Origin of the sequence: Caballeronia zhejiangensis, from assembly GCF_022879815.1 — a bacterium.
Classification (GTDB): domain Bacteria; phylum Pseudomonadota; class Gammaproteobacteria; order Burkholderiales; family Burkholderiaceae; genus Caballeronia; species Caballeronia zhejiangensis.
In genome coordinates this window covers 2,667,005-2,685,332 of the sequence record NZ_CP084283.1, presented here as the reverse complement: position 1 = coordinate 2,685,332, position 18,328 = coordinate 2,667,005, and the positions used below count along the sequence as shown (strand labels likewise).

Genomic DNA, 18,328 nt, shown 5'->3' with positions numbered 1-18,328 from the left:
ACCAAACTTTTGAACGAAGGTAATCATGGCAAAAGGTAAATTCGAGCGGACCAAGCCGCACGTGAACGTGGGCACGATCGGTCACGTTGACCACGGCAAGACCACGCTGACGGCAGCGATCACGACGGTTCTCACGCAGAAGTTCGGCGGCGAAGCGAAGGCGTACGACCAGATCGACGCAGCGCCGGAAGAAAAGGCGCGCGGTATTACCATCAACACCGCGCACGTCGAGTACGAAACGGCTAACCGCCACTACGCACACGTCGACTGCCCGGGCCACGCCGACTACGTGAAGAACATGATCACGGGCGCCGCGCAGATGGACGGCGCAATCCTGGTGTGTTCGGCTGCTGATGGCCCGATGCCGCAAACGCGTGAGCACATCCTGCTGGCCCGTCAGGTTGGCGTGCCGTACATCATCGTGTTCCTGAACAAGTGCGACATGGTGGACGACGCCGAGCTGCTCGAGCTCGTCGAAATGGAAGTGCGCGAACTGCTGTCGAAGTACGACTTCCCGGGCGACGACACCCCGATCATCAAGGGTTCGGCCAAGCTGGCGCTGGAAGGCGACAAGGGCGAGCTGGGCGAAGTGGCGATCATGAACCTGGCCGACGCGCTGGATTCGTACATCCCGACGCCGGAGCGTGCAGTTGACGGCGCGTTCCTGATGCCGGTGGAAGACGTGTTCTCGATCTCGGGTCGCGGCACGGTGGTGACGGGTCGCGTCGAGCGCGGCATCGTCAAGGTCGGCGAGGAAATCGAAATCGTCGGTATCAAGCCGACGGTGAAGACGACCTGCACGGGCGTGGAAATGTTCCGCAAGCTGCTCGACCAAGGTCAGGCAGGCGACAACGTCGGTATCCTGCTGCGCGGCACGAAGCGTGAAGACGTGGAGCGCGGCCAGGTTCTGGCCAAGCCGGGTTCGATCACGCCGCACACGCACTTCACGGCTGAAGTGTACGTGCTGAGCAAGGACGAAGGCGGCCGTCACACGCCGTTCTTCAACAACTACCGTCCGCAGTTCTACTTCCGTACGACGGACGTGACGGGCTCGATCGAGCTGCCGAAGGACAAGGAAATGGTGATGCCGGGCGACAACGTGTCGATCACGGTCAAGCTGATCGCTCCGATCGCCATGGAAGAAGGTCTGCGCTTCGCAATCCGCGAAGGCGGCCGTACCGTCGGCGCCGGTGTCGTGGCGAAGATTATCGAGTAAGATATCGGGCTTGCTCGATTGAACTCGAAGTAAAGCAGTAGCAGTATCGACCGGGACCGGGCGTTCGCTCTCCGCGAGAGCTCGGTCCCACGCTCTTTTGCCAATGTGCGGTGCAATACCGCCTCGCTCTTTTCAAGGAATCGTCATGCAGAACCAGAAAATCCGCATTCGTCTGAAGGCTTTCGACTATCGCCTGATCGATCAATCGGCAGCCGAGATCGTCGACACGGCGAAGCGGACTGGCGCGATCGTTCGTGGCCCGGTGCCGCTGCCGACGCGTATTCAGCGTTTTGACATCCTGCGTTCGCCGCATGTCAACAAGACGTCGCGCGACCAGCTCGAAATCCGTACCCACCAGCGCCTGATGGACATCGTCGATCCGACGGACAAGACCGTCGACGCGCTGATGAAGCTCGACCTGCCGGCAGGCGTCGACGTCGAAATCAAGCTGCAGTAAGTCCAAAAGCTCCGCTGGCGTGCCAGACGGAGCTAAGTCTTTGATTGCTTGCAGGATTCGAAAAGCCTTGTTATACTCCAAGGCTTTTCGCGCCTATGCGCATGCAAAGGCGCAAGAAAGTGGTGCAAGAATAGCCGACCCAGTTTCTCGTAACGAAGCCGGCATTTGTAAATCAGCCCCGACCAATCGCAGTTGGGAATGGAGAAAACGATGAGCCTTGGACTCGTAGGTCGCAAGGTTGGCATGACCCGTATCTTCACGCCTGAGGGGGATTCGATCCCCGTCACCGTGCTGGACGTGTCGGACAACCGCGTGACGCAGATCAAGACCGTTGAAACGGATGGTTATACCGCCGTTCAGGTTGCATTCGGTACTCGTCGCGCATCGCGCGTGACGAAGCCGTTGGCGGGCCACCTCGCCAAAGCCGGCGTTCAAGCCGGTGAAATCCTCAAGGAATTCCATATCGATGCGGCCAAGGCAGGTGAACTGTCGAATGGTGCCGTCGTCGGTACGGATATTTTCGAAGTCGGCCAGAAAGTTGACGTGCAAGGCACGTCGATCGGTAAGGGCTACGCCGGTACGATCAAGCGCTACAACTTCGCTTCGGGCCGCGCATCGCACGGTAACTCGCGTTCGCACAACGTTCCGGGTTCGATCGGTATGGCGCAGGATCCGGGCCGCGTGTTCCCGGGCAAGCGCATGACCGGTCACCTCGGTGACGAGACCGTCACGGTCCAGAATCTCGAAATCGCCCGCATCGACGCTGAGCGCAATCTGCTGCTCGTCCGCGGTGCTGTTCCGGGTGCGAAGGGTGGCAAGGTCTTCGTGACCCCGGCCGTCAAGACGCGTGCTGTGAAAGGAGCGAAATAATGGAACTTAAGCTCCTGAATGCCAATGGTCAGGAAGGCGCTGGCGTGAACGCATCGGACGTCGTGTTCGGTCGCGATTACAACGAAGCCCTGATTCACCAGGTCGTCGTCGCTTATCAGGCGAACGCACGTAGCGGCAACCGCGCGCAGAAGGACCGCGAGCAGGTCAAGCACACCACCAAGAAGCCGTGGCGTCAGAAAGGTACGGGCCGCGCTCGTGCCGGTATGTCGTCGAGCCCGTTGTGGCGCGGCGGTGGTCGCATCTTCCCGAATTCGCCGGAAGAAAACTTCTCGCACAAGGTCAACAAGAAGATGCATCGCGCGGGTCTCCGCTCGATTTTCTCGCAGTTGGCTCGCGAAGGCCGTATCGCCGTGGTCGAAGACTTCGTGCTCGAAGCCCCGAAGACCAAGCTGCTGGCCGAAAAATTCAAGGCAATGGGTCTCGACTCCGTGTTGGTCATCACCGATACGGTCGACGAAAACCTGTACCTCGCGTCGCGCAACCTGGCCCACGTGGCGGTTGTCGAGCCGCGTTACGCCGACCCGCTCTCGCTGATCTACTTCAAGAAGGTTCTGATCACGAAGGCTGCGGTCGCTCAGATCGAGGAGTTGCTGTCATGAGCGAGATTCGCAAAAACGATCATCGTTTGATGCAAGTTCTGCTCGCGCCGGTGATCTCCGAAAAGGCGACGCTGGTTGCCGACAAGAACGAACAAGTCGTGTTCGAAGTCGCGCCGGACGCCACGAAGCAGGAAGTCAAGGCTGCTGTCGAGCTGCTGTTCAAGGTCGAAGTCAATTCCGTCAACGTGCTCGTCACGAAGGGCAAGGCAAAGCGCTTTGGCCGCTTCAACGGCAAGCGCAAGGACGTGAAGAAGGCGTACGTCTGCCTGAAGCCCGGCCAGGAAATCAACTTTGAAGCGGAGGCCAAGTAATCATGGCAATCGTGAAAGTTAAGCCGACCTCGCCGGGTCGCCGCGCGATGGTCAAGATCGTCAACAAGGATCTGCACAAGGGCAAGCCGCACGCAGCGCTGCTCGACACGCAATCCAAGTCGGCGGGCCGTAACAACAACGGCCGTATCACCACGCGTCACCAAGGTGGTGGTCACAAGCAGCACTACCGTATCGTCGATTTCCGTCGCAACAAGGATGGCATTCCGGCGAAGGTCGAACGTCTCGAGTACGACCCGAACCGTAGCGCGAACATCGCGCTGGTTCTGTACGCAGACGGCGAGCGTCGCTACATCATCGCGCCGAAGGGCGTGGCGGTCGGCGCGCAACTGATGTCCGGTTCGGAAGCGCCGATCCGCGCAGGAAACGCTCTGCCGATCCGCAATATCCCGGTCGGTACCACGATCCACTGCATCGAAATGCTGCCGGGCAAGGGCGCGCAGATCGCGCGTTCGGCTGGTACGTCGGCAATGCTGCTGGCGCGCGAAGGCGTCTACGCTCAAGTGCGTCTGCGTTCGGGCGAAATCCGCCGCGTGCACGTCGAGTGCCGCGCAACGATCGGTGAAGTCGGCAACGAAGAGCACAGCCTCCGTCAAATCGGTAAGGCCGGTGCGAACCGCTGGCGCGGTATCCGTCCGACGGTGCGTGGTGTTGCAATGAACCCGGTCGATCACCCGCACGGCGGTGGTGAAGGTAAGACGGCTGCAGGTCGCGATCCGGTGAGCCCGTGGGGCACGCCGACGAAGGGTTATCGCACCCGCAGCAACAAGCGCACGACGACGATGATCGTCCAGCGCCGTCACAAGCGTTAAGGAGTAGGCAATGACACGTTCTGCTAAAAAAGGTCCGTTCTGCGACGCTCATTTGCTGAAGAAGGTTGAGGCGGCTGCATCGACGCGTGACAAGAAGCCGATCAAGACCTGGTCGCGTCGTTCGACGATTCTGCCGGACTTCATCGGTCTGACGATCGCTGTTCACAACGGTCGCCAACACGTTCCGGTGTACGTCACGGAAAACATGGTCGGCCACAAGCTTGGCGAGTTCGCACTGACCCGTACGTTCAAGGGTCACGCGGCCGACAAGAAGGCCAAGAAATAAGGGGCAATCAAGATGGAAGTGAAAGCAATTCATCGCGGTGCCCGCATCTCGGCGCAGAAAACGCGCCTTGTGGCTGACCAGATTCGTGGTTTGCCGGTCGACAAGGCGCTGAACGTCCTGACGTTCTCGCCGAAGAAGGCGGCGGGTATCGTCAAGAAGGTCGTGCTGTCTGCGATCGCGAATGCGGAACACAACGAAGGCGCCGACATCGACGAGCTCAAGATCACGAGCATCTACGTCGACAAGGCTGCTTCGCTGAAGCGTTTCACCGCACGCGCAAAGGGTCGTGGTAACCGCATCGAGAAGCAATCCTGTCACATCACTGTGACGGTCGGGAATTAAGGAGCCAACGATGGGACAGAAAATTCATCCGACTGGCTTCCGTTTGGCCGTCAGCCGCAATTGGGCTTCGCGCTGGTATGCGAACAACAACAATTTCGCGGCGATGTTGCAGGAAGACATCGGTGTTCGTGAATACCTGAAGAAGAAGCTGAAGAACGCTTCGGTTGGTCGCGTCGTCATCGAGCGTCCGGCGAAGAACGCGCGCATCACGATTTACAGCTCGCGTCCGGGCGTTGTCATCGGCAAGAAGGGCGAGGACATCGAATCGCTGAAGGCGGAACTGCAGAAGCGCATGGGCGTTCCGGTTCACGTCAACATCGAAGAGATTCGCAAGCCGGAAACGGACGCGCAACTGATCGCCGATTCCATCACGCAGCAGCTCGAGCGCCGGATCATGTTCCGCCGTGCGATGAAGCGCGCGATGCAAAACGCGATGCGTCTTGGTGCACAAGGCATCAAGATCATGAGCGCGGGTCGTCTGAACGGTATCGAAATCGCTCGTACCGAGTGGTATCGCGAAGGTCGCGTGCCCCTCCATACGCTGCGTGCGGATATCGACTACGCGACGTCCGAAGCGAAGACCACGTACGGCATCATCGGCGTGAAGGTGTGGGTCTACAAGGGCGATACCCTGGGCCGCAACGAAGCGCCGGTCGTGGAAGAAGTGGCGGAAGAAAAGCGTCCGCGCCGCAACGCACGTCCGGGTGGCGATCGCCGTCCGCGCCGTGACGGTGAAGGCGCTCCGGGCGGCGCGCGTCGTGGCGCACCCCGTCGCGCTGGCGGTGACGCGAAGACTGGAGAATAACGATGCTGCAACCGAAACGCAGAAAGTATCGCAAAGAGCAGAAGGGTCGTAACACCGGTAAGGCGACGCGCGGCAACGCGGTGTCGTTCGGTGAATACGGTCTGAAGGCTATCGGTCGCGGCCGTTTGACCGCGCGTCAAATCGAAGCGGCGCGTCGTGCAATGACGCGTCACATCAAGCGTGGCGGCCGGATCTGGATCCGTATCTTCCCGGACAAGCCGATTTCGCAAAAGCCGGCCGAAGTGCGTATGGGTAACGGTAAGGGTAACCCTGAGTACTACGTCGCTGAAATTCAACCGGGCAAGATGCTGTACGAAATGGACGGTGTCTCCGAAGAACTGGCGCGCGAAGCGTTCCGTCTGGCGGCAGCCAAGCTGCCGCTCAAGACGAACTTCGTGGTCCGTCAGCTCGGCGCCTAAGGAGTAAATGATGAAGGCAACTGAACTTCGCCAAAAAGACCAGGCCGCGCTCAACAAGGAGCTGTCGGATCTGCTCAAGGCGCAATTTGGCTTGCGTATGCAGCTCGCGACCCAGCAGCTCACGAACACGAGCCAGCTGAAGAAGGTCCGTCGCGACATCGCACGCGTGCGTACCGTCATGACCGAGAAGGCGAACCAGAAATGAACGATAGCGTAAAAACCTCGCTCAAGCGGACGCTGGTCGGCAAGGTCGTCAGCAACAAGATGGACAAGACGGTCACCGTGCTGGTCGAGCACCGCGTGAAGCATCCGATCTACGGCAAGTACGTCGTGCGTTCGAAGAAGTACCACGCGCATGACGACGCGAACACGTACAACGAAGGCGATCTCGTCGAAATCCAGGAAACTCGTCCGATTTCGAAGACGAAGGCTTGGGTTGTGTCGAAGCTGGTTGAAGCGGCTCGCGTGATCTAAAGCTGAAGTTGTAGTGCCGCGATGCTGTAAGTAGTTGTATCGCAGTAAGTTTCGCTTGCAAGACCGGGATTATTTGTTATAATCTCGGTCTTCCCTCTTTGTGGGAGCCCCGTCGCGGGCGAAATTGGTGGGGGAAGCCGGTTCGGGCGCTAGCCTGAGTCGACAGATTCACCGGATTGCGATGGCGGGTTTCGTCTGCCGTTGCTGCCTGTTCTAACCCAAGCAGCCATTTGGCTGACGGGACCAAGACTGACCGGCTGTGCCATGGTGGTGCAATCGGATTAAGTTGGGAAAGATAAACCATGATCCAGACCGAAACTCGGCTTGAAGTGGCCGACAACACGGGTGCGCGTGAAGTCATGTGCATCAAGGTGCTCGGCGGCTCGAAGCGTCGTTACGCAAGCATTGGCGACATCATCAAGGTGACCGTCAAGGAAGCGACGCCGCGCGGACGCGTGAAAAAGGGCGAAATCTACAACGCCGTGGTCGTTCGTACGGCCAAGGGCGTGCGTCGCCAGGATGGCTCGCTCATCAAGTTCGACGGCAATGCCGCCGTTCTGCTGAACACGAAGCTCGAGCCGATCGGCACGCGTATTTTCGGGCCGGTTACGCGTGAACTGCGTAGCGAACGATTCATGAAGATCGTTTCGCTCGCTCCGGAAGTGCTGTAAGGAGTCGCGATGAACAAGATTCGCAAGGGTGACGAAGTCATCGTCACCACCGGCAAGGACAAGGGCAAGCGCGGCACCGTGCTGGCCGTTGCGGACGACCGTGTCACCGTCGAGGGCATCAACCTCGTCAAGAAGCACGTGAAGCCGAACCCGATGAAGGGTACGACGGGCGGTGTGGAAGCCAAAACGATGCCGCTGCATATTTCGAACGTCGCATTGGTCGACGCGAATGGCAAGGCATCGCGTGTGGGCATCAAGGTCGAAGACGGCAAGAAGGTTCGCTTCTTGAAGTCGACCGGCGCCACGCTTAACGCCTGACGCGGAGTTAAAAAATGGCTCGTCTGCAAGAGATTTACAAAGAAAAGGTTGTGCCGGAACTGGTTGAAAAGTTCGGCTACAAGTCGATTATGGAAGTGCCGCGCCTCACCAAGATCACCCTGAATATGGGGCTTGGCGAAGCCGTCGCTGACAAGAAGGTGCTTGAGCACGCCGTTGGTGACCTCACGAAGATCGCGGGCCAAAAGCCCGTCATCACCAAGTCGCGCAAGGCAATCGCTGGTTTCAAGATCCGCGAAGGCTACCCGATTGGCACGATGGTTACCCTGCGTGGCAATGCCATGTACGAATTCCTGGACCGTTTCGTGACGGTTGCGCTGCCTCGCGTGCGCGACTTCCGCGGTGTGTCGGGCAAGGCGTTCGACGGCCGTGGTAACTACAACATCGGTGTGAAAGAGCAAATCATTTTCCCCGAAATCGACTACGACAAGATCGACGCGCTGCGTGGGCTGAACATCAGCATCACGACCACCGCGAAGACCGACGAAGAAGCAAAGGCATTGCTCGCCGGCTTCAAGTTCCCGTTCAGAAACTGAGGTTACCGTGGCTAAACTGGCACTGATCGAACGTGAAAAGAAGCGCGCGCGCCTGGCAGCCAAGTACGCTCCGAAGCGTGCTGAGCTGAAGGCTGTGATCGACGACGCAAGCAAGTCGGACGAAGAGCGTTACCTCGCGCGTCTGGCACTGCAACAACTGCCGCGTAACTCGAACCCCACTCGCAAGCGTAACCGCTGCGCGATCACGGGTCGTCCGCGTGGCACGTTCCGCAAGTTCGGACTCGCACGCGGCAAGATTCGTGAAATCGCTTTCCGCGGCGAAATCCCTGGCCTGACCAAGGCGAGCTGGTAATAGGAGAAACATAAATGAGCATGAGTGATCCTATCGCCGATATGCTGACTCGCATCCGCAATGCGCAGATGGTCGAGAAGGTTTCGGTGACTATGCCCTCGTCGAAAGTCAAGGTTGCGATTGCGCAGGTTTTGAAGGACGAAGGTTATATCGACGACTTCGCAGTCAAGTCGGAAGGTGCGAAGACGGAATTGAACATCGCGTTGAAGTACTACGCTGGCCGTCCGGTTATCGAGCGCCTCGAGCGCGTATCGAAGCCCGGTCTGCGCGTGTACCGCGGTCGCAATGACATCCCGACCGTGATGAACGGCCTGGGCGTTGCAATCGTGTCGACGCCGAAGGGTGTGATGACCGACCGCAAGGCGCGCCAGAACGGCGTCGGTGGCGAAGTCATCTGCTACGTCGCTTAACGCCTAAGGAGAAGAAACATGTCTCGAGTAGGTAAAAGCCCGATCGCGCTGCAAGGCGCGGAAGTGGCCATCAAGAGCGACGTCATCACCGTGAAGGGTCCGCTCGGCACGATCTCGCAACCGGTCAACAAGCTGGTTGCCGTGACGAACGAAGACGGCACGTTGAAGCTGGCTCCGACGGATGAAAGCCGCGAAGCGAACGCGATGTCCGGCACGATGCGCGCCCTCCTGGCGAACATGGTGCAAGGCGTCACCAAGGGTTTCGAGCGCAAGCTGACGCTGGTTGGCGTCGGTTATCGTGCGCAAGCGCAAGGCGACAAGCTGAACCTGTCGCTGGGTTTCTCGCACCCCGTGGTGCACCAGATGCCGGAAGGCGTCAAGGCTGAAACCCCGTCGCAGACCGAAATCGTGATCAAGGGGATCGACAAGCAGAAAGTCGGACAGACCGCAGCAGAAGTGCGCGGCTATCGTCCGCCCGAGCCGTACAAGGGCAAGGGCGTGCGCTATTCCGACGAGGTCGTGATCCTCAAAGAAACGAAGAAGAAGTAAGGGTGCGCAATCATGGATAAGACTCAATCTCGCCTGCGCCGCGCTCGTCAGACGCGTATCAAGATCGCTGAGCTGCAGGTTCCGCGTCTGGCCGTGCATCGCACGAATACGCATATCTACGCGCAAGTGTTCTCGGCATGCGGCACGAAGGTCGTGGCAAGCGCCTCGACGCTGGAAGCTGAAGTGCGCGCTGAACTGGCCGACAAGTCGGGCAAGGGCGGCAACGTCAACGCCGCGACCTTGATCGGCAAGCGTATCGCCGAAAAGGCCAAGGCTGCCGGCATCGAATCCGTCGCCTTTGACCGCTCGGGTTTCCGCTACCACGGCCGCGTGAAGGCGCTGGCTGATGCGGCGCGTGAAGCCGGGCTCAAGTTCTAAGGGAAGAATTCGTCATGGCAAAGATGCAAGCGAAAGTTCAGGCTGACGAACGCGACGACGGCCTGCGCGAAAAGATGATTTCGGTCAACCGCGTGACCAAGGTCGTGAAGGGTGGCCGTATTCTCGGCTTCGCCGCACTGACCGTGGTTGGCGACGGTGACGGCCGAATCGGCATGGGCAAGGGCAAGGCCAAGGAAGTTCCGGTTGCCGTTCAAAAGGCAATGGAGCAGGCCCGCCGCAACATGTTCAAGGTGCCCCTGAAGAACGGCACGCTGCAACACGAAGTGCACGGCAAGCACGGCGCATCGGCGGTTCTCCTCGCTCCGGCGAAGGACGGTACCGGCGTGATCGCTGGCGGCCCGATGCGCGCAGTGTTCGACGTGATGGGCGTTCAAAACGTTGTGGCCAAGAGCCACGGTTCGACGAACCCGTACAACCTCGTTCGTGCGACGCTGGACGGCCTGCGCAAGCAGTCGACCCCGGCAGACATCGCTGCGAAGCGTGGTAAGTCCGTCGAAGACATTCTGGGCTAAGGTGGTCACCATGTCTGAAAAAACTGTCAAGGTTCAGCTCGTCAAGAGCCTGATCGGGACCCGCGAATCGCACCGCGCAACGGTGCGTGGCCTCGGCCTGCGTCGCCTGAACTCGGTTTCCGAGCTGCAGGACACGCCGGCAGTGCGCGGGATGATCAACAAGGTCTCGTACCTCGTTAAGGTCATCGCCTAAGCGCGACCTACGGATCCAAGGAGTTGAACATGGAATTGAATAACCTGAAGCCGGCGGAAGGCGCGAAGCACGCTAAGCGTCGCGTCGGTCGCGGTATCGGTTCGGGCCTCGGCAAGACCGCTGGCCGCGGCCACAAGGGTCAGAAATCGCGTTCGGGCGGCTTTCACAAGGTCGGCTTCGAAGGCGGTCAGATGCCTCTGCAGCGTCGTCTGCCGAAGCGCGGCTTCACCTCGCTGACGAAGGAATTCGTCGGTGAAGTGCGCCTGGCTGATCTCGAGAAGCTGCCGGTCGACGAAATCGATCTGTTGGCGTTGAAGCAAGCGGGTCTGGTCGGCGAGCTCATCAAGAGCGCGAAGATCATCAAGACCGGCGAGATCACGCGCAAGGTCACGGTGAAGGGCCTGACGGCAACGAAGGGCGCCCGTGAGGCAATCGAAGCCGCTGGCGGCTCTTTCGCCGAGTAACGCGCTTTCGCCGTTACTAGCACTAGCATCGGAGAAGGTACTTGGCTAACAGCCCGAGTCTCGCAAAAACCGGTCGAAGCGCGGCGAAATTCGGCGATCTGCGCCGGCGTGCAGTGTTCCTGCTGCTTGCGCTGATCGTCTACCGCATTGGGGCGCATATTCCGGTGCCCGGCATCGATCCGGATCAACTGGCGAAGCTGTTCCAGAGCCAGTCGGGCGGCATCCTTGGCATGTTCAACATGTTCTCGGGTGGCGCACTGTCGCGGTTCACGATCTTTGCGCTGGGCATCATGCCCTACATTTCGGCGTCGATCATCATGCAGTTGCTGTCGATCGTGTCGCCGCAGATGGAGGCGCTGAAGAAGGAAGGGCAGGCGGGACAACGTAAGATCACGCAGTACACGCGTATCTTCACGGTGGTTCTGGCGACCTTCCAGGCGTTCGGTATCGCGGTCGCGCTGGAAAACCAGCCGGCTCTGGTGCTGGACCCCGGCATGGTGTTCCGGCTGACGACGGTCGTCACGCTCGTGACGGGCACGATGTTCCTGATGTGGCTCGGTGAGCAGATCACGGAGCGTGGTCTCGGCAACGGCATCTCGATCATCATCTTCGGTGGTATCGCAGCGGGTTTCCCGAACGCGATCGGTGGTCTGTTCGAACTGGTTCGCACCGGTTCGATGAGCATCATCTCGGCGATCATCATCGTGGTCTTGATCGCGGCGGTCACGTATCTGGTCGTGTTCATCGAACGCGGTCAGCGCAAGATCCTCGTGAACTATGCGAAGCGCCAGGTCGGTAACAAGATTTACGGCGGACAGTCGTCTCATCTGCCGCTGAAGTTGAACATGTCGGGTGTGATTCCGCCGATCTTCGCGTCGTCGATCATCCTCTTCCCGGCAACCATCCTGAACTGGTTCAGTTCGGGTACGCGCACCAACTGGTTCGCGAACACGCTGCACAACGTGGCCGAGGCGCTGAAGCCCGGTCAACCGGTGTACGTGCTGCTGTATGCGTTGGCGATCGTCTTCTTCTGCTTCTTCTACACCGCATTGGTGTTCAACAGCCGGGAGACCGCCGACAACTTGAAGAAGAGCGGTGCTTTCGTTCCGGGTATCCGTCCGGGCGATCAGACTGCACGATATATCGACCGCATCCTCACGCGTCTTACGCTGGCTGGTGCGATCTACATCGTATTCGTGTGCCTGCTGCCTGAGTTTCTGGTGTTGCGCTGGAACGTGCCGTTTTATTTTGGTGGAACGTCGCTGCTGATCATTGTCGTCGTCACGATGGACTTCATGGCTCAGGTGCAGTCGTACGTTATGTCGCAACAATATGAATCGCTGCTCAAGAAGGCAAACTTCAAGGGTGGCAACGTCCCGATGCGTTAATAAGGACTATGGCCAAAGACGATGTTATCCAGATGCAGGGTGAGGTCATCGAAAACCTTCCCAACGCTACTTTCCGGGTGAAATTGGAAAATGGCCATGTCGTCCTGGGACATATTTCCGGAAAGATGCGGATGCACTACATCCGCATCCTGCCGGGCGACAAGGTTACGGTTGAATTGACGCCTTACGATCTGTCTCGTGCACGGATCGTGTTCCGGGCGAAGTGATTTGAAAAAAGGGTAATATCATGAAAGTGATGGCATCGGTTAAGCGCATTTGCCGCAATTGCAAGATCATCAAGCGCAAGGGCGTTGTGCGCGTGATTTGCAGCTCTGATCCGCGCCACAAACAGCGTCAAGGCTGAACGCCGCGCTTTTGCTTGCGCTTTTTGTTTGAGGAAAAACAATGGCTCGTATCGCAGGGGTTAACATCCCGAATCACCAGCATACCGAGATCGGCCTGACGGCAATCTTCGGCATCGGCCGCACGCGTTCGCGTGGCATCTGCACCGCTGCTGGCGTGGAATTTTCGAAGAAGGTCAAAGACCTTACCGACGCAGACCTCGAAAAGCTGCGTGACGAAGTGGGCAAGTTCATCGTCGAAGGCGACCTGCGCCGTGAAGTGACGATGAACATCAAGCGCCTGATGGACTTGGGTTGCTACCGCGGCATGCGCCACCGCAAGGGCCTGCCCCTGCGTGGCCAGCGTACGCGCACGAATGCCCGTACGCGCAAGGGTCCGCGTCGTGCAGCGCAATCGCTGAAGAAGTAAGCGGAACTGACAGTTACAGGAAAACGTAATGGCTAAGGCTTCGAACAACTCCGCGGCGCAACGCGTTCGCAAGAAGGTCAAGAAGAACGTCGCCGAGGGCGTGGTTCACGTTCACGCGTCGTTCAACAACACCATTATCACGATCACCGACCGTCAAGGTAACGCGCTGGCATGGGCGACCTCGGGTGGTCAGGGCTTCAAGGGCTCGCGTAAGTCGACGCCCTTCGCAGCTCAGGTCGCAGCCGAATCGGCTGGTCGCGTGGCAATGGAATACGGCGTGAAGAACCTCGAAGTGCGGATCAAGGGCCCCGGTCCTGGCCGCGAATCGGCGGTGCGCGCGTTGCATGGTCTTGGCATCAAGATCACCGCGATCTCCGACGTGACGCCGGTCCCGCACAACGGCTGCCGTCCGCCGAAGCGCCGTCGTATCTAATACGTCGACGCAACCGCATGTTGCCTGTCGATGCGCGAGTATCGGCGGGTTTCGTGCGTTAGTAAGTTTTGACTAAGCCCACCGTTCGGCCCAAAGGGTTCGGACTAGCGCAGACTGAAGTTCAACGGAAGTTTGCGTGATCAATATTTAAGGATGCAACGTGGCACGCTATACCGGTCCCAAAGCAAAGCTGTCCCGCCGTGAAGGCACTGATCTGTTCCTGAAGAGCGCACGCCGCTCCCTCGCCGACAAGTGCAAGCTCGACAGCAAGCCCGGCCAGCACGGCCGCACCTCGGGCGCGCGTACGTCCGACTACGGTACCCAGTTGCGCGAAAAGCAGAAAGTGAAGCGTATCTACGGTGTGCTGGAGCGTCAGTTCCGCCGCTACTTCGCTGAAGCCGACCGCCGCAAGGGCCCGACGGGCGAAAACCTGCTGCAATTGCTCGAGTCGCGTCTCGACAACGTCGTGTATCGCATGGGCTTCGGCTCGACGCGCGCTGAAGCACGTCAGCTCGTGAGCCACAAGGCGATCATGGTGAACGGCCAAGTCGCGAACATCCCGTCGCTGCAAGTGAAGTCGGGCGACGTCGTGTCCGTGCGCGAGCAGTCGCGCAAGCAGGCTCGTATCGTCGAAGCTCTCTCGCTGGCGCAGCAAGGCGGCATGCCGAGCTGGGTGTCGGTCGACGAGAAGAAGTTCGAAGGCACGTTCAAGTCGATGCCCGAGCGTAGCGACATCGCCGGCGACATCAACGAAAGCCTGATCGTCGAATTGTATTCGCGTTAATCGCGGCGGTAATGGATGGACAGCCGGGGAGCCTGATTGCTCGTGGCAAGAGGTGGCCTCGGCTGTTTATTTTCAGGTTGTCACCGGTCAGCCTTATCGGTGTAACGAGCCGAGGGTATTGAAAAGGAAAACCTATGCAAACCAGTTTGTTGAAGCCCAAGATCATTGCAGTTGAATCGCTTGGTGAGAACCATGCGAAAGTGGTTATGGAGCCGTTCGAACGCGGCTATGGCCACACCTTGGGTAACGCGCTTCGGCGCGTGCTGCTGTCGTCGATGATCGGCTACGCGCCGACCGAAGTGACGATCGCAGGCGTCGTGCACGAATACTCGACGCTCGATGGTGTGCAAGAGGATGTGGTCAACCTGCTGTTGAACCTGAAGGGTGTCGTCTTCAAGCTGCACAACCGGGACGAAGTCACGGTGACGCTGCGCAAGGAAGGCGAAGGCGTTGTCACGGCCGGCGATATCGAACTCGCGCACGACTGCGAGGTCATCAATCCGGAACACGTGATCGCTCACCTGTCGAAGGGCGGCAAGCTCGACGTTCAGATCAAGATCGAAAAGGGCCGCGGCTACGTGCCGGGCAACGTGCGTCGCTATGGCGAAGAGTCGGCCAAGATCATCGGCCGCATCGTGCTGGACGCGTCGTTCTCGCCGGTTCGCCGCGTGAGCTACGCCGTCGAAAGCGCACGTGTCGAACAGCGCACCGACCTCGACAAGCTCGTGATGAACATCGAGACCAACGGCGTGATTTCGCCGGAAGAAGCGATCCGCCAGTCGGCTCGCATTCTGGTCGATCAGTTGTCGGTGTTCGCCGCACTGGAAGGCACGGAAGCGGCAGCAGAAGCACCGTCGCGCGCACCGCAGATCGACCCGATCTTGCTGCGTCCGGTGGACGATCTTGAACTCACGGTTCGCTCGGCGAACTGCCTGAAGGCCGAGAACATCTACTACATCGGCGACCTGATCCAGCGCACGGAAAACGAGCTGCTGAAGACGCCGAACCTCGGCCGCAAGTCGCTGAACGAAATCAAGGAAGTGCTGGCGTCGCGCGGTCTGACGCTTGGTATGAAGCTCGAAAACTGGCCGCCGGCCGGGTTGGACAAGTAATACCAAACGCAGTCGCGTAACTTGGCAAAGACGCGGATTTTGCTTTAAAATCCGCGTCTTGCTTTTACCTGACCGGCCCGTGCACGCAAATTAGGGTGCAATAGAAGAGCTGGATCAAAACTCGTTAAAGGAACTGAAATGCGTCATAAGCATGGTCTGCGGAAACTGAACCGCACGAGCAGCCATCGTCTGGCAATGCTCCGCAATATGTCGAACTCGCTGATCGAGCACGAAGTCATCAAGACGACGCTGCCGAAGGCCAAGGAACTGCGCAAGGTCGTCGAGCCCCTCATCACGCTGGGCAAGAAGCCGTCGCTCGCGAACCGTCGTCTGGCGTTCAACCGCCTGCGCGATCGTGATTCCGTCGCGAAGCTGTTCGACGTCCTCGGCCCGCGCTACGCGAACCGCCCGGGCGGCTACCTGAGCATCCTGAAGTTCGGTTTCCGCGTCGGCGATAACGCCCCGATGGCGCTGGTCCAACTGATGGATCGCCCGGAAGTCGAAGAGACGGAAGAAGTGCAAGAAGCGGAATAAATCCCGTTTTCGGTTGTTACCAGAAAGGCCAGGCTTAGAGCTTGGCCTTTTTGCTTTCTGGCTGCGACATTTCAGCGCGCCGAGGCGTAAAAGTGAGTGTCAGCCGCCGATGCTACGATACGCAATTAACCTCTCGGAGCACGCCGAGTGAACGTCCCCGTCGTTTTGATGCTGTCCACGCTGCCCGACGCCGCCGCAGCCGATGCGCTCGCGCAAGCGGCGCTGGACGCGCGGCTCGCGGCGTGCGTGACGAATCTCGGCGCCGTGTCGTCGCAATATCACTGGAAGGGCGTGCTGGAGTCGTCGCAGGAAGTGCAGTTGTTGTTCAAGACGAGCGTCGCGCGCAGCGCAGAATTGCAGCGCTTCGTCGAGGCTCGACATCCATATGAAACGCCCGAAATCCTCGTCTGGCAGGTCGATGCATCGCCGGGATACGGCCAGTGGGTCAACGCAGAAACGCAGCGTCCTCTTCATGTTTGAGTTTTCTCGCCTTGTCACGCGGCGACTTTTCGGCGCGTTTCTCTTCCTGGCGGCGTTCGCGCTGCTGTCGGGCGCCGCGCGCGCAGCCGACGATTTCCTCGAGCCCGACGTCGCGTTCAAATTCAGCGCATCCGAAAAGCCGGGCGAAGTGGACGTGCGCTACAAGATCGCCGACGGCTACTACATGTACCGTGAGCGTTTCGCGTTCGCGGTGAAGAGCGGCGACGCGACCATCGGCGCGGCGCAACTTCCGGCGGGCAAAGTTCATTTCGATCAGACGTTCAACAAGGACGTCGAGACGTATCGCGGCGAACTGATCATCCGTATTCCGGTGACGAAAGCGAACGGGCCGTTCGAGCTCGCGGTGACGTCGCAGGGTTGCGCGGATGGCGGCATCTGCTATCCGCCGATGGAGAAGGCCTATCGTGTGCGCGGCGACGCGCTCCAGCCCGCGGGCGCGGCACCGACCGCGACGACGAGCGCAAACACCGGCGACACTTGGTTCGAGCGCGCGACCAGCGCCGACTACGCGCAATCGATGCTCGAGGGCGGCGGATTCTTCACAGTCGTCGGACTCTATTTCCTTGCCGGCATGGTACTGAGCCTCCTGCCATGCTCGTATCCGATGATCCCGATTCTGTCCGCGATCATCGTCGGCGAAGGCGCGCGTGTGACGCGTTCGCGCGGATTCGCATTGTCGGTTTCGTACGTGATCGGCATGGCGCTCGTCTATACCGCGCTCGGCGTCGCTGCCGCGTTGATCGGACAAAGCCTCGGCGCGTGGCTGCAGAACCCGTGGGTGCTCGGCGCGTTCGGCCTGCTGCTCGCGGCGTTCGCCATCGCGTTGATCTCGGGCGTCGATATCGCGCTGCCCGCGCGCTGGCAAGCGGGCGTCAACGAAGCATCGCAGAAGCGCAGCGGCGGCAAGTTCGCGGCAGTCGCGGCGATGGGCGCGCTGTCCGCGCTCGTGGTCGGCGCGTGCATGACTGCGCCACTTTTCGCGGTGCTCGCGTTCATCGCGCACACCGGCAACGCTGCGCTCGGCGGCGCCGCGCTCTTCGCAATGGGCATCGGACTGGGCGTGCCGCTGCTCGTCATCGGGCTCGGCGCGGGTTCGGTTCTGCCGCGCGCCGGTGCGTGGATGGACGGCGTGAAGGTCTTCTTCGGCGTCGTGCTGCTCGCGGCCGCGCTGTGGATCGTCTGGCCGGTCATCGGCGGCGTTGCGCAGATGCTGCTCGCGGCGCTATGGCTGCTGATCGCGGCGGCATCGCTCGGATTGTTCTCGTCGGGCGCGGCGGCGCCTGTCGGTGTGTGGAAGCGGCTCGGGCGCGGGCTCGGAGCGGCATTCGCGATCTGGGCGGCGACGCTGCTCGTCGGATTGGCGGCGGGTTCGACAGATCCGCTGCGCCCGCTCGCCGTGCTGGCTTCCCGCAGCGAGCCGTCGGCGAATGCGCGATCGCAGGGCCTGATCTTCGCGCCGGTGCGTTCATCGGCGGAACTGGACTCGGCGGTCAAAGCGGCGGCGCGTCCCGCGATGCTCGATTTCTACGCGGACTGGTGCGTGTCGTGCAAGGAAATGGAGAAGCTGACTTTCTCCGACGCCCGTGTGCAAGCGCGCCTCGCGCAACTGAATCTTCTGCGCGCGGACGTGACCGCCAACAACACGAACGATCAAATTCTCCTCAAGCGCTTCAAGCTTTTCGGGCCGCCGGGAATCATCTTCTTCGATGCGCAGGGCAACGAAGTCGCGCGCGTGGTCGGGTATGAATCGGCGGATACGTTTCTGAAGAGTCTCGATAAACTGAACGGATAA

The 18,328-nt window shown here is 59.9% G+C and carries 32 protein-coding genes; all 32 read left to right on the top strand.

The window, feature by feature from the left end; genetic code table 11:
- Nucleotides 1-25 precede the first annotated feature (25 nt).
- A complete protein-coding gene (gene tuf / locus LDZ23_RS12900; RefSeq protein WP_008343820.1) occupies nucleotides 26-1,216 on the top strand; it encodes an elongation factor Tu in 1,191 nt (396 codons plus the stop codon).
- A 145-nt stretch (nucleotides 1,217-1,361) separates the two neighbouring features.
- Nucleotides 1,362-1,673 (top strand): 30S ribosomal protein S10, encoded by a 312-nt coding sequence (rpsJ, locus tag LDZ23_RS12895; RefSeq protein WP_006998489.1) that lies wholly within the window; start codon nucleotides 1,362-1,364, stop codon nucleotides 1,671-1,673.
- 210 nt (nucleotides 1,674-1,883) lie between these two features.
- Nucleotides 1,884-2,543 (top strand): 50S ribosomal protein L3, encoded by a 660-nt coding sequence (gene rplC, locus LDZ23_RS12890; protein WP_008343843.1) that lies wholly within the window; start codon nucleotides 1,884-1,886, stop codon nucleotides 2,541-2,543.
- Nucleotides 2,543-3,163: a 50S ribosomal protein L4 gene (rplD, locus tag LDZ23_RS12885; RefSeq protein WP_008343845.1), complete on the top strand. Its 621-nt coding sequence runs from the start codon at nucleotides 2,543-2,545 to the stop codon at nucleotides 3,161-3,163. The genes rplC and rplD overlap by 1 nt, the downstream gene beginning before the upstream one ends.
- A complete protein-coding gene (rplW, locus tag LDZ23_RS12880; RefSeq protein ID WP_008343846.1) occupies nucleotides 3,160-3,474 on the top strand; it encodes a 50S ribosomal protein L23 in 315 nt (104 codons plus the stop codon). Before rplD ends, rplW begins: the two co-directional genes overlap by 4 nt.
- 2 nt (nucleotides 3,475-3,476) lie before the next feature.
- Entirely contained in the window at nucleotides 3,477-4,304 is an 828-nt protein-coding gene (gene rplB, locus LDZ23_RS12875) for a 50S ribosomal protein L2 (protein WP_008343849.1), read from the top strand.
- 10 nt (nucleotides 4,305-4,314) lie between these two features.
- Nucleotides 4,315-4,590 carry a 30S ribosomal protein S19 gene (gene rpsS, locus LDZ23_RS12870; RefSeq protein WP_008343850.1) on the top strand — a complete coding sequence of 92 codons (276 nt, stop codon included), beginning with the start codon at nucleotides 4,315-4,317 and terminating at the stop codon, nucleotides 4,588-4,590.
- Between the two features lie 12 nt (nucleotides 4,591-4,602).
- Nucleotides 4,603-4,932, top strand: a complete 330-nt coding sequence (rplV, locus tag LDZ23_RS12865) for a 50S ribosomal protein L22 (RefSeq protein WP_007730533.1) — start codon at nucleotides 4,603-4,605, stop codon at nucleotides 4,930-4,932.
- Between the two features lie 10 nt (nucleotides 4,933-4,942).
- Nucleotides 4,943-5,737, top strand: a complete 795-nt coding sequence (gene rpsC, locus LDZ23_RS12860; RefSeq protein ID WP_008343851.1) for a 30S ribosomal protein S3 — start codon at nucleotides 4,943-4,945, stop codon at nucleotides 5,735-5,737.
- A 2-nt stretch (nucleotides 5,738-5,739) separates the two neighbouring features.
- Nucleotides 5,740-6,156: a 50S ribosomal protein L16 gene (rplP, locus tag LDZ23_RS12855; protein WP_008343852.1), complete on the top strand. Its 417-nt coding sequence runs from the start codon at nucleotides 5,740-5,742 to the stop codon at nucleotides 6,154-6,156.
- Between the two features lie 10 nt (nucleotides 6,157-6,166).
- Nucleotides 6,167-6,361, top strand: a complete 195-nt coding sequence (gene rpmC / locus LDZ23_RS12850; RefSeq protein WP_008343853.1) for a 50S ribosomal protein L29 — start codon at nucleotides 6,167-6,169, stop codon at nucleotides 6,359-6,361.
- Nucleotides 6,358-6,630, top strand: coding sequence for a 30S ribosomal protein S17 (rpsQ, locus tag LDZ23_RS12845; RefSeq protein WP_008343854.1), 273 nt, complete (start codon nucleotides 6,358-6,360; stop codon nucleotides 6,628-6,630). Before rpmC ends, rpsQ begins: the two co-directional genes overlap by 4 nt.
- A 302-nt stretch (nucleotides 6,631-6,932) precedes the next feature.
- The gene (gene rplN / locus LDZ23_RS12840) at nucleotides 6,933-7,301 is read left to right on the top strand and encodes a 50S ribosomal protein L14 (RefSeq protein WP_006998478.1); all 369 of its coding nucleotides are present in this window, start codon (nucleotides 6,933-6,935) and stop codon (nucleotides 7,299-7,301) included.
- A 9-nt stretch (nucleotides 7,302-7,310) separates the two neighbouring features.
- Complete coding sequence (gene rplX / locus LDZ23_RS12835; RefSeq protein WP_008343860.1) at nucleotides 7,311-7,619, top strand: 50S ribosomal protein L24; 309 nt, start codon at nucleotides 7,311-7,313, stop codon at nucleotides 7,617-7,619.
- A gap of 14 nt (nucleotides 7,620-7,633) precedes the next feature.
- A complete protein-coding gene (gene rplE, locus LDZ23_RS12830) occupies nucleotides 7,634-8,173 on the top strand; it encodes a 50S ribosomal protein L5 (protein WP_008343862.1) in 540 nt (179 codons plus the stop codon).
- Nucleotides 8,174-8,180: 7 nt separating this feature from the next.
- Entirely contained in the window at nucleotides 8,181-8,486 is a 306-nt protein-coding gene (gene rpsN / locus LDZ23_RS12825) for a 30S ribosomal protein S14 (protein ID WP_008343864.1), read from the top strand.
- A gap of 14 nt (nucleotides 8,487-8,500) precedes the next feature.
- The gene (rpsH, locus tag LDZ23_RS12820; RefSeq protein ID WP_008343866.1) at nucleotides 8,501-8,896 is read left to right on the top strand and encodes a 30S ribosomal protein S8; all 396 of its coding nucleotides are present in this window, start codon (nucleotides 8,501-8,503) and stop codon (nucleotides 8,894-8,896) included.
- 18 nt (nucleotides 8,897-8,914) lie between these two features.
- On the top strand, nucleotides 8,915-9,445 hold the full coding sequence (gene rplF / locus LDZ23_RS12815; protein WP_008343868.1) for a 50S ribosomal protein L6: 531 nt from the start codon (nucleotides 8,915-8,917) through the stop codon (nucleotides 9,443-9,445).
- 12 nt (nucleotides 9,446-9,457) lie between these two features.
- Nucleotides 9,458-9,823, top strand: coding sequence for a 50S ribosomal protein L18 (rplR, locus tag LDZ23_RS12810; protein WP_008343872.1), 366 nt, complete (start codon nucleotides 9,458-9,460; stop codon nucleotides 9,821-9,823).
- A gap of 14 nt (nucleotides 9,824-9,837) precedes the next feature.
- Nucleotides 9,838-10,356 carry a 30S ribosomal protein S5 gene (gene rpsE, locus LDZ23_RS12805; RefSeq protein ID WP_008343875.1) on the top strand — a complete coding sequence of 173 codons (519 nt, stop codon included), beginning with the start codon at nucleotides 9,838-9,840 and terminating at the stop codon, nucleotides 10,354-10,356.
- A 10-nt stretch (nucleotides 10,357-10,366) separates the two neighbouring features.
- Complete coding sequence (gene rpmD, locus LDZ23_RS12800) at nucleotides 10,367-10,549, top strand: 50S ribosomal protein L30 (protein WP_006400644.1); 183 nt, start codon at nucleotides 10,367-10,369, stop codon at nucleotides 10,547-10,549.
- A gap of 29 nt (nucleotides 10,550-10,578) precedes the next feature.
- Entirely contained in the window at nucleotides 10,579-11,013 is a 435-nt protein-coding gene (gene rplO / locus LDZ23_RS12795) for a 50S ribosomal protein L15 (RefSeq protein WP_008343934.1), read from the top strand.
- Nucleotides 11,014-11,054: 41 nt separating this feature from the next.
- Complete coding sequence (gene secY / locus LDZ23_RS12790; RefSeq protein ID WP_008343935.1) at nucleotides 11,055-12,401, top strand: preprotein translocase subunit SecY; 1,347 nt, start codon at nucleotides 11,055-11,057, stop codon at nucleotides 12,399-12,401.
- 8 nt (nucleotides 12,402-12,409) lie between these two features.
- Nucleotides 12,410-12,628 carry a translation initiation factor IF-1 gene (gene infA / locus LDZ23_RS12785; RefSeq protein WP_004521905.1) on the top strand — a complete coding sequence of 73 codons (219 nt, stop codon included), beginning with the start codon at nucleotides 12,410-12,412 and terminating at the stop codon, nucleotides 12,626-12,628.
- Nucleotides 12,629-12,648: 20 nt separating this feature from the next.
- Entirely contained in the window at nucleotides 12,649-12,765 is a 117-nt protein-coding gene (gene rpmJ / locus LDZ23_RS12780) for a 50S ribosomal protein L36 (RefSeq protein ID WP_004199844.1), read from the top strand.
- A gap of 41 nt (nucleotides 12,766-12,806) precedes the next feature.
- Nucleotides 12,807-13,172, top strand: coding sequence for a 30S ribosomal protein S13 (gene rpsM, locus LDZ23_RS12775; protein WP_008344037.1), 366 nt, complete (start codon nucleotides 12,807-12,809; stop codon nucleotides 13,170-13,172).
- 28 nt (nucleotides 13,173-13,200) lie between these two features.
- Nucleotides 13,201-13,605 carry a 30S ribosomal protein S11 gene (gene rpsK, locus LDZ23_RS12770; RefSeq protein WP_006052224.1) on the top strand — a complete coding sequence of 135 codons (405 nt, stop codon included), beginning with the start codon at nucleotides 13,201-13,203 and terminating at the stop codon, nucleotides 13,603-13,605.
- Between the two features lie 160 nt (nucleotides 13,606-13,765).
- Nucleotides 13,766-14,389: a 30S ribosomal protein S4 gene (gene rpsD / locus LDZ23_RS12765; RefSeq protein WP_008344042.1), complete on the top strand. Its 624-nt coding sequence runs from the start codon at nucleotides 13,766-13,768 to the stop codon at nucleotides 14,387-14,389.
- 134 nt (nucleotides 14,390-14,523) lie between these two features.
- Nucleotides 14,524-15,501, top strand: a complete 978-nt coding sequence (locus tag LDZ23_RS12760; protein WP_008344045.1) for a DNA-directed RNA polymerase subunit alpha — start codon at nucleotides 14,524-14,526, stop codon at nucleotides 15,499-15,501.
- A gap of 138 nt (nucleotides 15,502-15,639) precedes the next feature.
- Nucleotides 15,640-16,035 (top strand): 50S ribosomal protein L17, encoded by a 396-nt coding sequence (rplQ, locus tag LDZ23_RS12755; protein WP_008344047.1) that lies wholly within the window; start codon nucleotides 15,640-15,642, stop codon nucleotides 16,033-16,035.
- A 147-nt stretch (nucleotides 16,036-16,182) separates the two neighbouring features.
- Complete coding sequence (gene cutA, locus LDZ23_RS12750; RefSeq protein WP_008344049.1) at nucleotides 16,183-16,515, top strand: divalent-cation tolerance protein CutA; 333 nt, start codon at nucleotides 16,183-16,185, stop codon at nucleotides 16,513-16,515.
- Complete coding sequence (gene dsbD / locus LDZ23_RS12745) at nucleotides 16,508-18,328, top strand: protein-disulfide reductase DsbD (RefSeq protein WP_008344051.1); 1,821 nt, start codon at nucleotides 16,508-16,510, stop codon at nucleotides 18,326-18,328. Before cutA ends, dsbD begins: the two co-directional genes overlap by 8 nt.